The sequence below is a fragment of the Actinoplanes sichuanensis genome (assembly GCF_033097365.1).
Lineage (GTDB): Bacteria > Actinomycetota > Actinomycetes > Mycobacteriales > Micromonosporaceae > Actinoplanes > Actinoplanes sichuanensis.
In genome coordinates this window covers 9,919,736-9,933,154 of the sequence record NZ_AP028461.1, presented here as the reverse complement: position 1 = coordinate 9,933,154, position 13,419 = coordinate 9,919,736, and the positions used below count along the sequence as shown (strand labels likewise).

12 protein-coding genes are annotated in these 13,419 nt (G+C 69.9%); 2 read left to right on the top strand and 10 right to left on the bottom strand.

The window, feature by feature from the left end; genetic code table 11:
- Positions 1-50 precede the first annotated feature (50 nt).
- On the top strand, positions 51-557 hold the full coding sequence (locus tag Q0Z83_RS45605; RefSeq protein ID WP_317789782.1) for a SigE family RNA polymerase sigma factor: 507 nt from the start codon (positions 51-53) through the stop codon (positions 555-557).
- Positions 554-1,429, top strand: a complete 876-nt coding sequence (locus tag Q0Z83_RS45600) for a hypothetical protein (RefSeq protein WP_317789781.1) — start codon at positions 554-556, stop codon at positions 1,427-1,429. The genes Q0Z83_RS45605 and Q0Z83_RS45600 overlap by 4 nt, the downstream gene beginning before the upstream one ends.
- Here the strand turns inward: Q0Z83_RS45600 and Q0Z83_RS45595 are convergent.
- From Q0Z83_RS45595 to Q0Z83_RS45550, 10 genes are all read right to left on the bottom strand, one after another.
- Positions 1,426-2,022, bottom strand: a complete 597-nt coding sequence (locus tag Q0Z83_RS45595) for a DUF4291 domain-containing protein (protein ID WP_317789780.1) — start codon at positions 2,020-2,022, stop codon at positions 1,426-1,428. The genes Q0Z83_RS45600 and Q0Z83_RS45595 overlap by 4 nt on opposite strands.
- Before the next feature lie 77 nt (positions 2,023-2,099).
- Positions 2,100-4,625 (bottom strand): ATP-dependent Clp protease ATP-binding subunit, encoded by a 2,526-nt coding sequence (locus tag Q0Z83_RS45590; protein ID WP_317789779.1) that lies wholly within the window; start codon positions 4,623-4,625, stop codon positions 2,100-2,102.
- A gap of 348 nt (positions 4,626-4,973) precedes the next feature.
- Complete coding sequence (locus Q0Z83_RS45585; RefSeq protein WP_093619447.1) at positions 4,974-5,330, bottom strand: histone-like nucleoid-structuring protein Lsr2; 357 nt, start codon at positions 5,328-5,330, stop codon at positions 4,974-4,976.
- A gap of 95 nt (positions 5,331-5,425) precedes the next feature.
- On the bottom strand, positions 5,426-6,934 hold the full coding sequence (gene lysS / locus Q0Z83_RS45580; protein WP_317789778.1) for a lysine--tRNA ligase: 1,509 nt from the start codon (positions 6,932-6,934) through the stop codon (positions 5,426-5,428).
- A gap of 51 nt (positions 6,935-6,985) precedes the next feature.
- A complete protein-coding gene (locus Q0Z83_RS45575) occupies positions 6,986-7,744 on the bottom strand; it encodes a type III pantothenate kinase (protein ID WP_093619445.1) in 759 nt (252 codons plus the stop codon).
- 92 nt (positions 7,745-7,836) lie between these two features.
- Positions 7,837-8,700: a carboxylating nicotinate-nucleotide diphosphorylase gene (gene nadC / locus Q0Z83_RS45570; protein ID WP_317797306.1), complete on the bottom strand. Its 864-nt coding sequence runs from the start codon at positions 8,698-8,700 to the stop codon at positions 7,837-7,839.
- Between the two features lie 77 nt (positions 8,701-8,777).
- Complete coding sequence (locus tag Q0Z83_RS45565; protein ID WP_317789776.1) at positions 8,778-10,463, bottom strand: L-aspartate oxidase; 1,686 nt, start codon at positions 10,461-10,463, stop codon at positions 8,778-8,780.
- Between the two features lie 61 nt (positions 10,464-10,524).
- Positions 10,525-11,430, bottom strand: a complete 906-nt coding sequence (locus Q0Z83_RS45560; protein ID WP_317789775.1) for a septum formation family protein — start codon at positions 11,428-11,430, stop codon at positions 10,525-10,527.
- 139 nt (positions 11,431-11,569) lie between these two features.
- Positions 11,570-12,403 carry a pantoate--beta-alanine ligase gene (gene panC / locus Q0Z83_RS45555; protein ID WP_317789774.1) on the bottom strand — a complete coding sequence of 278 codons (834 nt, stop codon included), beginning with the start codon at positions 12,401-12,403 and terminating at the stop codon, positions 11,570-11,572.
- Positions 12,400-13,266, bottom strand: coding sequence for a Rossmann-like and DUF2520 domain-containing protein (locus Q0Z83_RS45550; RefSeq protein ID WP_317797305.1), 867 nt, complete (start codon positions 13,264-13,266; stop codon positions 12,400-12,402). The genes panC and Q0Z83_RS45550 overlap by 4 nt, the downstream gene beginning before the upstream one ends.
- Positions 13,267-13,419: the final 153 nt, after the last annotated feature.

Here is a 13,419-nt window from a genome sequence, read left to right as displayed (position 1 = left end):
AGAGGGCTGTGAATACCCGAGCACTCCACGCCACGGGGGTCGGCGGTGCGGTGGACTTCAGCGACTTCGTCCGGACCCGGACCCCGTCACTCCTGCGTACGGCATTCCTACTGACCGGCGACCGCCACCTGGCCGAGGACCTCGTGCAGGACGCGCTCGCCCGTACCCACCGGGCGATCCGGCGGCTCTCCGGCGACGGCGGGCACTACGAGGCGTACACCCGGACCGCCATGTACCACCTCCAGGTCAGCCGGTGGCGCCGCCGCCGGGTGGCCGAGTCGCTGCCCGGCGAGTTACAGGAGATCGCCGACCCGTCGAGCGATCACTCCGGGCGGGTCAGCCTCCAGATCGCCCTGCACCGGGCGCTGTCGCGGCTCACCCCACGTCAGCGTGCGGTGCTGGTGCTGCGTTTCTTCGAGGACCGCTCCGAGGGCGAGGCCGCCGACATGCTCGGCTGCTCGGTCGGCACGGTCAAGAGTCAGACGAACAAGGCCCTGGCCCGGCTGCGGCAGATCGCACCGGACCTCATCGAGACGGTGAAGGGAACGGACCGATGAGCGACGACTTCACCCGGCTCCGAGACACCATGGGCGAACTGGCCGAACTCGGCGGCGACACGGACCTGCACGACCGGGTCATGCACACCTCGCGACGGCTCGGGCGGAGGCGACGGCTCGCGGCCACGGCCGCGGTGGCCGCGGTCGCGGTGGTGCTCGCCGCACCGATCGCCTGGGCGAACGGTCGGCAGGCCGCTCCGCCGGCTGTGGCCACCCAGCCCTCACCGTCTCTGGTGTCGACCACCCCACCGGGGCCGGTGCCGTCGCCATCCACGCCGTCCAGCCCGTCCACACCGGCTTCGCCGCGGGTGACGAAGACCGATGGCTGCCCGATCGACGAGGACACCTTCAAGGCGGTCCTGGCCGACGGCCGGCCGATCAAGCCCGGCGACCGGATCGCCGGGATCGAATGCCATCAGGGGTACGCCGCGGGCCGTCTCGTACAGGCGACGCCGGATTCCGATCCCGGAACGGCCATCCTGCGGTACGACGAATCGACCGGCCGCTGGCAGCGGGTCGGAAGTGGCAGCGCCGAGGTCTGCCGGGCCTACCTGCCACGCCGGCTGTGGAACTCGTTCGACGGCTGCGGCAACGAGAATCCGGCCGAGGCGTGCTGGACCGGCGGTTACGAGACGATCGAGGCCATCCGGAACAGCGAGTACGGTGACCGGCTGGTGACCGACGAGATCTACGCCGTCGAGCTGGCCTGCGGCCCGAAGTACGCGGTGGTGCGGCTGCCCGAGGGCGGCCGGGAGACGGTCGTACTGTCCTGGAGCAAGAGCCGCCAGCGCTGGTCGGTCGTCGCCGTCGGTTCCTGTGCCGAGGTGGTGACCAGCCGGTACGCGGATCCCGCGATCTGCCGGGCCGGCTAGTCGGCACCGATTCGGGCGGCGATCGGCTCAGGCAACGGGTACGGGCGCTCGGGCGGCAGCAACTCGGCCGCCCGAGCCTCGTCATCGGCGTCGAGCCGGCCGCGGATCTCCCGGACCAGCGGCGTCACGTCGGTGATCCCGGTGACCCACTCGTCGACGTAGTGCGGAACCGCGGCGCCGCCCAGCCCGAGCTGGAGCGACCGGTACGGCAGCTCCCGCAACCGCAGATCACGCTCCGGATCCCACTGCACCCGGGTCGGTGCCCGCTTGAGTTCCCGCTGCCAGGTGGCCCGATCGGGATGGAAGCCGTGCACATAGTGGCTCAACGACGAGTGCTCCAGCGCCCACTCGAAGCCGGCCCGGGTGATCGTGACGGCCAGGACGTGCTCCTGTCCGGGCTTGGTGGCCCATCCACAGCGGTACATCATCCACTGGAACGACGGCTTGATCCACGTCATCCGTTCCCGGCGGAACGGCGGCACGAACCGTCCGGCAGCCACGGACGGCACCGCGATGGCCGGCGAATAAGCCTGGTAGACGGTGACGGTTTGGTCGTCGTACACGGCCCGGATCTGACGTTTCATGACTCGCATGATCGCGCCCGCCGCGTGCCCGCGTAAAACGAGAAAACCCGGCCGCGTCACCGCGGCCGGGTTTCTCGTCAGAGCTGTTACTCCTCGGTGGTGGTCGCCGTACCGAGGTCGGCCGGCACCGCGTCGGGCACCGTCACGCCCTTCTCGGCACCGCGGAAGACCAGCTTGGACTTCTCCACCTTGGCCGGGTCGCCCTCGCAGTCCACGACGACGATCTGGCCGGGGCGCAGCTCGTTGAAGAGGATCTGCTCGGACAGGGTGTCCTCCAGCTCGCGCTGGATGGTCCGGCGCAGCGGGCGGGCGCCCAGCACCGGGTCGAAGCCCTTGGCCGCCAGGTACTTCTTGGCGTTGTCGGTCAGCTCGAGGCCCATGTCCTTGTTCTTCAGCTGCCCCTCGATGCGGGCGGTGAAGATGTCGACGATCTGCAGGATCTCCTTCTCACGCAGCTGGTGGAAGACGATCGTGTCGTCGATACGGTTCAGGAACTCGGGGCGGAAGTGCTGCTTCAGCTCGTCGTTGACCTTGATCTTCATCCGCTCGTAGCTCGACTCCTCGGCCTCGGAGGCCTGGAAGCCCAGCGACACCGCCTTGGCCACGTCGCGCGTGCCCAGGTTGGTGGTGAGGATGATGACGGTGTTCTTGAAGTCCACGATCCGACCCTGGCCGTCGGTCAGGCGACCGTCCTCCAGGATCTGCAGGAGCGTGTTGAACACGTCCGGGTGGGCCTTCTCGATCTCGTCGAACAGCACCACCGAGAACGGCTTCCGACGCACCTTCTCGGTCAGCTGGCCGCCCTCGTCGTAGCCGACGTAACCGGGAGGGGCACCGACGAGGCGGGACACCGTGTAGCGGTCGTGGAACTCGGACATGTCGAGCTGGATCAGCGCGTCCTCGGAGCCGAACAGGAACTCCGCGAGCGCCTTGGAGAGCTCGGTCTTACCGACACCGGACGGGCCGGCGAAGATGAACGAGCCGCTCGGGCGCTTCGGGTCCTTCAGACCGGCCCGAGTACGCCGGATCGCCTTGGAGACGGCCTGCACCGCATCCTCCTGGCCGATGACGCGCTTGTGCAGCTCGTCCTCCATGCGCAGCAGGCGGGAGGTCTCCTCCTCGGTGAGCTTGTAGACCGGAATACCGGTCCAGTTGCCCAGCACCTCGGCGATCTGCTCGTCGTCGACCTCGGACACCACGTCCAGGTCGCCGGCCTTCCACTCCTTCTCCCGCTGCGCCTTCTGACCGAGGAGGGTCTTCTCCTTGTCACGCAGCTGGGCGGCGCGCTCGAAGTCCTGCGCGTCGATGGCGGACTCCTTGTCGCGACGCACCTGGGCGATGCGCTCGTCGAAGTCACGGAGGTCCGGCGGCGCGGTCATCCGGCGGATGCGCATCCGAGCGCCGGCCTCGTCGATCAGGTCGATCGCCTTGTCCGGCAGGAAGCGGTCCGAGATGTACCGGTCGGCCAGCGTCGCCGCGGCCACCAGGGCGGCGTCGGTGATGCTGATCCGGTGGTGGGCCTCGTAGCGGTCGCGCAGGCCCTTGAGGATCTCGATGGTGTGCGCCAGCGACGGCTCGCCGACCTGGATCGGCTGGAAGCGGCGCTCGAGCGCGGCGTCCTTCTCCAGGTGCTTCCGATACTCGTCGAGGGTGGTGGCACCGATGGTCTGGAGCTCACCGCGGGCGAGCATCGGCTTGAGGATGCTGGCCGCGTCGATCGCACCCTCGGCGGCGCCGGCGCCGACCAGGGTGTGGATCTCGTCGATGAACAGGATGATGTCGCCGCGGGTGCGGATCTCCTTGAGCACCTTCTTCAGGCGCTCCTCGAAGTCACCGCGGTAACGGGAACCGGCGACCAGGGCGCCCAGGTCGAGCGTGTAGAGCTGCTTGTCCTTCAGCGTCTCGGGGACCTCGCCCTTGACGATGGACTGGGACAGGCCCTCGACCACGGCGGTCTTGCCGACGCCGGGCTCGCCGATCAGCACCGGGTTGTTCTTGGTGCGCCGGGAGAGCACCTGCATGACCCGCTCGATTTCCTTCTCCCGGCCGATGACCGGGTCGAGCTTGCCCTCACGGGCGGCCTGCGTCAGGTTGCGGCCGAACTGGTCGAGCACGAGCGAGGTGGACGGTGCGGCCTCGCCGGTGGCGGTGCCCGCGGCGGCCGGCTCCTTGCCCTGGTAGCCGGAGAGCAGCTGGATGACCTGCTGGCGGACCCGGTTGAGGTCGGCGCCGAGCTTGACCAGCACCTGGGCGGCGACGCCCTCGCCCTCACGGATCAGGCCGAGCAGGATGTGCTCGGTGCCGATGTAGTTGTGGCCGAGCTGGAGCGCCTCTCGCAGGGAGAGCTCCAGGACCTTCTTGGCGCGCGGCGTGAACGGGATGTGCCCGCTCGGCGCCTGCTGCCCCTGGCCGATGATCTCCTCGACCTGCTGCCGGACCCCCTCGAGGGAGATGCCGAGGCTCTCCAGAGCCTTGGCGGCGACACCCTCGCCCTCGTGGATCAGGCCCAGCAGGATGTGTTCCGTGCCGATGTAGTTGTGGTTGAGCATCCGGGCCTCTTCTTGGGCCAGGACGACAACCCGTCGCGCTCGGTCGGTGAACCGCTCGAACATGCCCTCGTGCTCCTCACGTGCCGTGCGCCCATGAACTGGCGGGGCCAGCGCACGGGCATCGGTGATGCCCGTGCTGTAACTCTATCGCCGCTGACGGTCTCCGCTGGGCCTCCGCAGCCCCTCGAAGCGATCCGCAACGTTGATTTAGCCAACTTCGCACGCTCAGCGGCTGTTCCCCCACCCGAACGTGTACGCGTACAGCGAAATCCTGCCGATCCACAGCCTGTGGACAACCCGGTCCACCCCTGTGGATAACCGTAGTGACCGGGAAGTGCGTCCGGCGGGTAAACGCGGAGAGGGCGCGCCGACGTCGTCGTCGGGGCGCCCTCTCCGAGGTCGTGCCGTAGATCAGGCCCGGCCCGGGCCCTTCGCGTGGAACTCGTCCACGATCTCCTGCGGGATACGGCCGCGGTCGGAGATCTCCTTACCCGACTTCTTGGCCCACTCCCGGATCGCCTTGTTCTGCTCCCGGTCGGCGGTCGCGCCGCCACGACCACGAGCCGCCCGGCCACCGACCACGACACCGCCGCGGGCGACCTTCGTGCCGTGCTTCAGGTAGGGCTCGAAGACCTCCCGCAATTTAGCGGCGTTCTTCTCCGAGAGGTCGATCTCGTACTGAATGCCGTCGAGCGCAAACTTCACGGTCTCGTCGGCGTCGACACCGTCGATGTCATCGACCAGCTTGTGAATGATCTGCTTGGCCACGCGCCGTTATCCTCCCGAACACAGGTTCTCTCCCCAGCAATGGGAAGACAATAACGCCAGGGGCGCATCACCCGTCAATGGCGGGTGGGTAATTGTTACTCCGGGCGGACCAAGGGGAAGAGGATCGTTTCCCGAATGCCGAGGCCGGTGAGCGCCATCAACAGCCGGTCGATTCCCATTCCCATGCCACCGGACGGCGGCATTCCGTACTCCATGGCACGCAGGAAATCCTCGTCGAGCTGCATCGCCTCGGGGTCGCCACCGGCCGCCAGCAGCGACTGCGCATGGAACCGCTCACGCTGGATCACCGGGTCGACCAACTCGGAATAGGCGGTCGCGAGTTCGAATCCGCTGACGTAGAGGTCCCACTTCTCGGTCAGGCCGGGGGTGGTCCGGTGCGGCGCGGTCAGCGGGGCGGTCTCCTCCGGGAAGTCCCGGACGAACGTCGGCTGGACCAGGCTGTCGGTCACCAGGTGCTCGAAAAGCTCCTCGGCGAGCTTGCCGGCGCTCCACTTGGGGTCGACCGAGAGCTGCACCTTGTCCGCGTAGCGCTGCAGCTGGGCGAGGTCGGTGTCGATGGTGACCTCCTCGCCGAGCGCCTCGGAGATCGCGCCGAACAGGGTGATCTGGGCCCACTCGCCGCCCAGGTCGACCTCGGTGCCGTCCTGGTGGGTGACCACGTGGGAACCGGAGACGGCGAACGCGGCCTCCTGAATCCACTCCCGCACCTGCGCCTGCATGACGTTGTAGTCGGCATAGGCCTGATAGGCCTCGAGCATGGCGAACTCCGGCGAGTGCGTGGAGTCCATGCCCTCATTCCTGAAGTTGCGGTTGATCTCGAAGACCCGATCGATGCCACCGACCACCGCGCGCTTCAAAAACAGTTCCGGAGCGATCCGCAGATAAAGATCGGTGTCGAGTGCGTTGCTGTGCGTCACAAACGGACGCGCCGCGGCGCCGCCGTGCAGCAACTGGAGCATCGGAGTTTCCACCTCGAGGAAATTCCGGCGGAACAGCGACTCACGCAGGCTGCGAACCACTGTCGCCCGGGTCCGGACCACGTCACGGGCCTGCGGACGGACGATGAGATCGACATAGCGCTGCCGGACCCGGGTCTCCTCGGAAAGCGGCTTGTGCGCGACCGGAAGGGGCCGCAGAGCCTTCGCGCTCATCGCCCAGGAATCGGCGAGAACGGAGAGTTCCCCACGCCGACTGGTGATCACCTCGCCGGTCACCGCGACCAGATCGCCGAGGTCGACCACGGCCTTCCAGTCGGCCAGCGCCTTCTCGCCCACCTTGTCCAGCGAGAACATCGCCTGAATCTCGGTGCCGTCACCGGCGCGCAGGGTGGCGAAGCAGAGCTTGCCGCCGTTGCGCACGAAGATCACCCGGCCGGTGATCGACACCTGGTCGCCGGAGGCGGTGTCGGTGGGCAGGTCCGCGTAGCGCTCGCGGATCTCGGCGATCTCGGCGGTCCGCGGGACCTCGACCGGGTAGGGCGGCACGCCCTCGGCGAGCAACCGGTCCCGCTTCGACCGGCGGACCCGCATCTGCTCGGGGAGGTCCTCGGCGGGGTCGATCGCTGGCGTGTTCTGCTCGGTCACGGCAAGACTTCCTTCTCGGTGCTGGGACCTCGAAAGCCTACTCAGGCGGGCTCAGACGTTCCGCTCATATACCATCCGCAGCCCGATCAGCGTGATCATCGGCTCGTGGGCGGTGATCGTGCGGCACTCGTCCTTCACCAGCCAGGCCAGACCACCGGTGGCGATCACCGCCTTGACCGGCCCGATCTCCTCGATCATCCGCTCGACGATCCGGTCGACCTGGCCACCGAACCCGAAGTAGAGCCCGGCCTGGAGGCACTCCACGGTGTTCTTGCCGATCACCGAACGCGGCTTGGTCGGCTCGACCTTGCGCAGCTGGGCGGCGCGGGCGGCGAGCGCGTCGAAGGAGATCTCGATGCCCGGCGCGAACGCACCGCCCAGGAACTCGCCCTTCGCGCTGATCAGGTCGAAGTTGGTGGTGGTGCCGAAGTCGACCACGATCGACGGTCCGCCGTAGAGGGTGTGCGCGGCCAGGGTGTTGACCACCCGGTCGGCCCCGACCTCCTTGGGGTTGTCGATCGCGAGCTGCACGCCGGTCTTCACACCGGGCTCGACGATCACGCTCGGCACGTCGTCGTAGTAGCGCTTCAGCATGGTGCGCAGGTTGCGCAGCGCCGCCGGGACGGTCGAGCAGGCCGCCACCCCGGTGATCTCCACGGCATCGCCGGCGAGCAGGCCACGGAACTTCAGGCCCAGCTCGTCGGCGGTCGAGGCGGCATCGGTCTTGATCCGCCAGTTGTGCACCAGCTTGTCGCCGTCGAAGGTCGCCAGCACGGTGTTGGTGTTACCGATGTCAATACAGAGCAGCACGAAGGCCCCTAAGAATCAAAATCAAGACCCTTATTTTGTACGGCCACAACTCCCCCGAACGCACCGGGACCGTCCCGGTGGCCGACCGGTGCTCAACGGGGCCGGAGATCCAGCGCGATGTCCAGAATCGGCGACGAGTGGGTGAGCCCGCCCACCGACAGGTAATCGGCCCCGGTCGCCGCGTAGGCGGCCGCCGTCTCCAGCGTCAGGTTGCCGGTGGCCTCCAGCTCGACCCGGCCGCCGACCGCGCGCACCACCTCGGCCAGCAGCTCCGGTGTCATGTTGTCGCAGAGCAGGAAGTCCGCCCCGGCCGCGACCGCCTCCTCCGCCTCGGCGAGCGTGGTCACCTCGACCTGCACCGCGACATCCGGGAAGGTGGCGCGGACCAGCTCGTACGCCGCGGAGATGCTGCCCGCCGCCAGCTTGTGGTTGTCCTTGATCATGGCGACGTCGTAGAGGCCCATCCGCTTGTTGGTGCCGCCACCGGCCCGGACCGCGTACTTCTCCAGCACCCGCAGACCCGGGGTGGTCTTGCGCGTGTCCAGCACGGTGGCGCTGGTGCCCTCCAGGATGTCGGCCCACCGGCGGGTGTGGGTGGCCACCCCGGACATCCGGCACAGCAGGTTCAGCGCGGTGCGCTCAGCAGTCAGCAGCGCCCGGGTCGGGCCGCTGATCACGGCGAGGACGTCGCCGCGGCGAACCCGGTCACCGTCGTCCACCCGGGCCTCGAAGGTCGCGGTGCCGGCGCTGGTGGCGGCGAACACCTCGGCCGCCACGAGCAGGCCGGCCACCACGCCGTCGGCGCGGGCCACCAGCTCGGCGGTGTCGGTCTGCGCGGCCGGGATGGTGGACTCGCTGGTCACGTCACGCGGCGGGTCGCCGAGGTCCTCGGCGAGCGCGGTCAACACGATCCGCTGCACCTCGGCCAGGTCGAGACCGAGATCGGCGACCGGGATCTCGTCGTCGGGAAGAGGCTCGTCGGGGGAGAGAGTGCCGCCGTCGGTAATGGTCACGTTGGGCTCCCTTACGTCGCTCACGTCATCTCCTGGAAGTCCTGGGTCAAATACCCATCGGGACCGACCGCGTTGCGTAGGTGGCCGCGCCACTCGTCGGCCGCGTTCGGGTGGTCCTCTCGCCAGTGGCAGCCACGGGTCTCCCGCCGGCTGCGAGCCGCCGCCACCAGGGTCGCCGCCACCGTCAGCAGGTTGGTGACCTCCCACGCCGCGTTGTTCGGCGTGGACCGCTGCTCGGCCAGGCGGGCCAGCTCCTTGGCCGCGGTGTCCAGTGAGTCGGCCGAGCGCAGCACACCGGCCCCGCGGGTCATGGCGCGCTGCAGCTCGGCACGGATCGTCGGGTCGACGACCCAGGCCGGACCGGAAGCCGCGGCACGGGCCGGCTCGGCCTGCTCCGGCAGCTCGCGGGCGATGTCGTCGGCGATCCGGCGGGCGAAGACCAGACCCTCCAGCAGCGAGTTGCTGGCCAGCCGGTTCGCACCGTGCACGCCGGTGCAGGCGACCTCGCCACACGCGTACAGACCGGGGATGCTGGTCCGGCCGTGCAGGTCGGTGCGGACGCCGCCGGACGCGTAGTGGGCGGCCGGGGCGACCGGGATCAGGTCGGTGGCCGGGTCGACGCCGGCGGCCCGGGTGGACGCCATGATGGTCGGGAACCGGCCCTCCAGGAACTCCTTCCCCAGGTGGCGCGCGTCCAGGTAGACGTGGTCGGCGCCGGTGGCCCGCAGCACCCGGTAGATGCCCTTGGCGACCACGTCGCGGGGCGCCAGCTCGGCCAGCTCGTGCTGCCCGACCATGAACCGCACGCCGTTCTCGTCGACCAAGTGCGCACCCTCGCCGCGCAGCGCCTCCGAGATCAGCGGCCGCTGGACCGGGTCGACCTGCGGCGCCGCGGAGGTGTCCCGGGGAGCGCCCGACCCGTTGCTCACGAACGACGTCGGATGGAACTGCACGAACTCGACGTCGGTCACCTCGGCGCCGGCCCGCAGCGCGAGCGCCACCCCGTCGCCGGTGGAGACCGACGGGTTCGTGGTGGACGAGAAGATCTGGCCCATCCCGCCGGTGGCCAGCACCACCGCCCGGGCCAGGATCGCGCCCACGCCGTCCTCCGAGCCCTCACCGAGCACGTGCAGGGTGAGCCCGCACGCCCGGCCGTCGGCGGCCCGCAGCAGGTCCAGCACGAGCGCGTGCTCGACCAGGCGGATCCAGGGATCGCGGCGCACCGCCTCGTGCAGGGCACGCTGCACCTCGGCGCCCGTCGCGTCACCGCCGGCATGCACGATCCGGTCGGCGCGGTGGCCGCCCTCGCGGGTCAGCATCAGCGAACCGTCCGGATTGCGGTCGAACTCGGCGCCCCGGCGGATCAGCTCCCGGATCCGGGCCGGGCCCTCCTCGACGAGCACCCGCACCGCGGCCGGGTCGCAGAGCCCGACTCCGGCGATCTCGGTGTCATACGCGTGAGCCTGCGGGGTGTCCAGCGGGTCGAGCACCGCCGCGATGCCGCCCTGCGCCCACCGGGTCGAGCCGTCATCGATGTTGACCTTGGTGACGACCGTGACGTGCAGACCCTGTTCCCGCAGGTAGAGGGCCGCGGTGAGACCGGCGATGCCGGAGCCGACCACGACGACGTCGGTGGTCTCGGTCCAGCCGGGCTCGGCGGCGGCAAGCCGGCGCGGCAGTGCCGGGAGATCCGCGAGAGGTGACATGGGTTCAGTACACTCCGCTCCCGCGGCTCAGTCGCGCCGGGGGCACGATCAGTGGCCACGATTACTTGTACTGGACCGGAAGGGCCTTCGTCCCCTTGCCTTTGAGCGAGCCGATCAGTTCGGCGCCGTCCAGCCAGAGATAGCAGCGCACGCCGTGGTCACCCTGCGCCCAGACGTCGGCGTTGCCGGGCAGCGACACCACGCCGGTGCGGTACTGGAGGTCGCCGTCGTCGGGCACCCCGACGAACTTCGCCGCGAGGGTACGGCAGCCGCCGTGGAACTCCTCCCAGGCCGCGTCGCCCTTCGGGTAGGCGGCCTTGTCACCGGCCGTCCACACCCCGACGAACTCGGCGTTGTGCTTGTTCGCACAGGCCGTCGGCGGCATCTTGCTGATCGCGCCGGAGTCGTCGAGTTCGATGGCGTAACAGGTCAGGGCCAGCGGTGAAGCCGGATCGGCGAGTGCCCGGCGGAGAGTGCCGACCCGCTGGATCAGAGCGCCGTCGTTCTCGATCGAGTCGAGTTCCACCACCTCGCAGCGGAACCAGCGGCTGCCACCGCTCCACGCGGCGGGCGACGGGTGGGTGACGCCGATCCACAGCCGGGCGTTGCGCCACGGGCCGCCGACGTACTCGGTGGTCTTCTGATCGCAGGTCCGGTACGCGGCACGGGCTCCGGCCGAGGCGCCGGCCGGCGGTTCGGCGGCGTCGGCCGCGGGCGCCGAGTATTCGCCGACGTGGACGGTCTCGGTGCGATGCAGGACGGAGCAGTCCGTCTCCTCGTAGGTGGCGCGCGGGCCGGAGACGGCGAAGTTGGAGAGATGGCATGTCTCGGCGACCGGCACGAAGCCGGTCGCCGGCGACATCGCACCCCAGTCGTTGGTCAGGTCCCCGTCGACATCGCCTCCGCTACCGCAACCGGCGACGGCGAGAAGAGCCGCCACAGCGACCGTCCCCCATCGGAATCGCATGAACCGTGCCTCCCGAGCCTCGGCAGCTGTCCGATTCGCCCACTGTATGGGTATATCGAAGAGTCGGGAGGCGGAATGCCGGAACTGCTGGGCGAAGGAGAGTGTGCGGTCGCCACGCACCGGGTCGGCACTCGGAGCGTCAGACGCCCTTCTGAAGTGTCAGCGGAACATTGTCGATGAGACGGGTGGCGCCCACCCGGGCTGCCACCAACAGGCGCGCCGGGCCCTCGTCCGGGGCCGGGCCGAAGTCCGCCCCGGTCAGGGCGAGATAGTCCGCCCGTACCCCCGGCTCCTCGGAAAGGATCTTGTGGGCGGCCGCCAGGGCCGCCTCGGCGTCACCGTGCGCCGCGCCCTCGCGCAGAGCGCGGGAAAGAGCGAGCGCGGCCCTCCGCTCCTCCGGCGACAGATAGCGGTTGCGGCTGGACAGGGCGAGACCATCTTCTTCCCGTACGGTCGGAACGCCCACGATCTCGGCGGGCAACTCCAGGTCGCGCACCATCCGCCGGATCAGCGCCAGCTGCTGATAGTCCTTCTCGCCGAAATAGGCCACGTCGGCCCGGGTGAGCATGAGCAGTTTCTCGACGACCGTGAGCATCCCGGAGAAGTGCCCGGGCCGGCTGGCACCCTCGAGGATCTCGCCGAGCGGCCCCGGGTGCATCGTGACCGACGGCGCCCCGTCCGGGTAGACGTCCTCGCGACCGGGAGCGAACACCACCGACACGCCCTCGGCCCGGCAGGCCGCCAGGTCGTCGTCGAGGGTCCGCGGATACTTCTCGTAATCCTCGTTCGGCCCGAACTGCAACGGGTTCACGAAGATCGTCACCAACACGAAGGCGGACCGCTCCCGGGCCACCCGCATCAACTGCCGGTGCCCCTCGTGCAGCGCGCCCATCGTCATCACGACGGCGATCTCGCCGGTTGCGGCGTCCAGCGCGGCGGTCAGATCGGCGCGGGTGTGCACCAGGGTGGTCACGCGTGGCTCCTCACGGTGTCGGTCACGGCCCGGGACAGCACGTCCAGCAGCGCGGTGGCGTCCTGCGGCCGGAGACGGCCGGAGGCGATCGCCCGGTCCGCGGTGCGCCGGGCCATCGCCAGGTAGGCCGGCACCGCGTCGGCGGGCATCCGGTCCAGGTGTTTGGCGACCGTGCCGGCGTCACCCCGGGACACCGGGCCGGTCAGGGCGGCGTCGCCCATCCGCAGCGCATTGTCCAGCGCCGCGGTCAGCAGCGGGGCCAGCACCCGGCCGGGCTCGCCGACACCCGCCGCGCGCAGCAGGTCGGCCGCCTCGTTGACCAGGGTGACCAGATGGTTCGCACCGTGCGCGAGAGCCGCGTGGTAGACCGGCCGGGACTCCTCGGCCACCCACTCGGGCACCCCGCCGAGGTCGGCGACGAGCCGGGTGGCGAACGCCCGGTCCGGAGCGGTCACCCCCCAGGCGATGCCGGGCAGCCGGGCCAGGTCGGTGTCCGCACCGGTGAAGGTCATCGCGGGGTGCAGCGCCATGCCGTTCACATCGCCCAGGACGGCCAGTCCGTGAGCCCCCGAGGTGTGGGCCACCACCTGGCCGTGGCGCAGCGCACCGGTCCGGTCGAGGCCGGCGACCACGGCGGCCAGGGTGTCGTCGGGCACCGCGAGCAGCAGCAGATCGGCGGCGGCGCGGGCCACCTCGTCGGCCGGGAGGATGGCCGCGTCCGGCAGGAGGCGGGCGGCCCGCTCACGGGAGGCGGCGGAGACCGCCGCGGCGGCGACCACGTGATGCCCGGCCGTGTTGAGCGCCGCACCGAGCACGGCACCGACCCGTCCGGCGCCCACGACGCCGACAGTCAAAGCGTTCATCAGGATCCAGTCCTCGTTGCAGGGGTACCGGTCGAGCGCCAGTATGCGCCGTTTCAACACGCCCGTGACAAGCACCTGTGAAGTACCGCACCGACATCGATACCGCCCTCCCGTTCGGCCATCCGCCGGCCCGGCTGAGCCCCGGACCGCGAG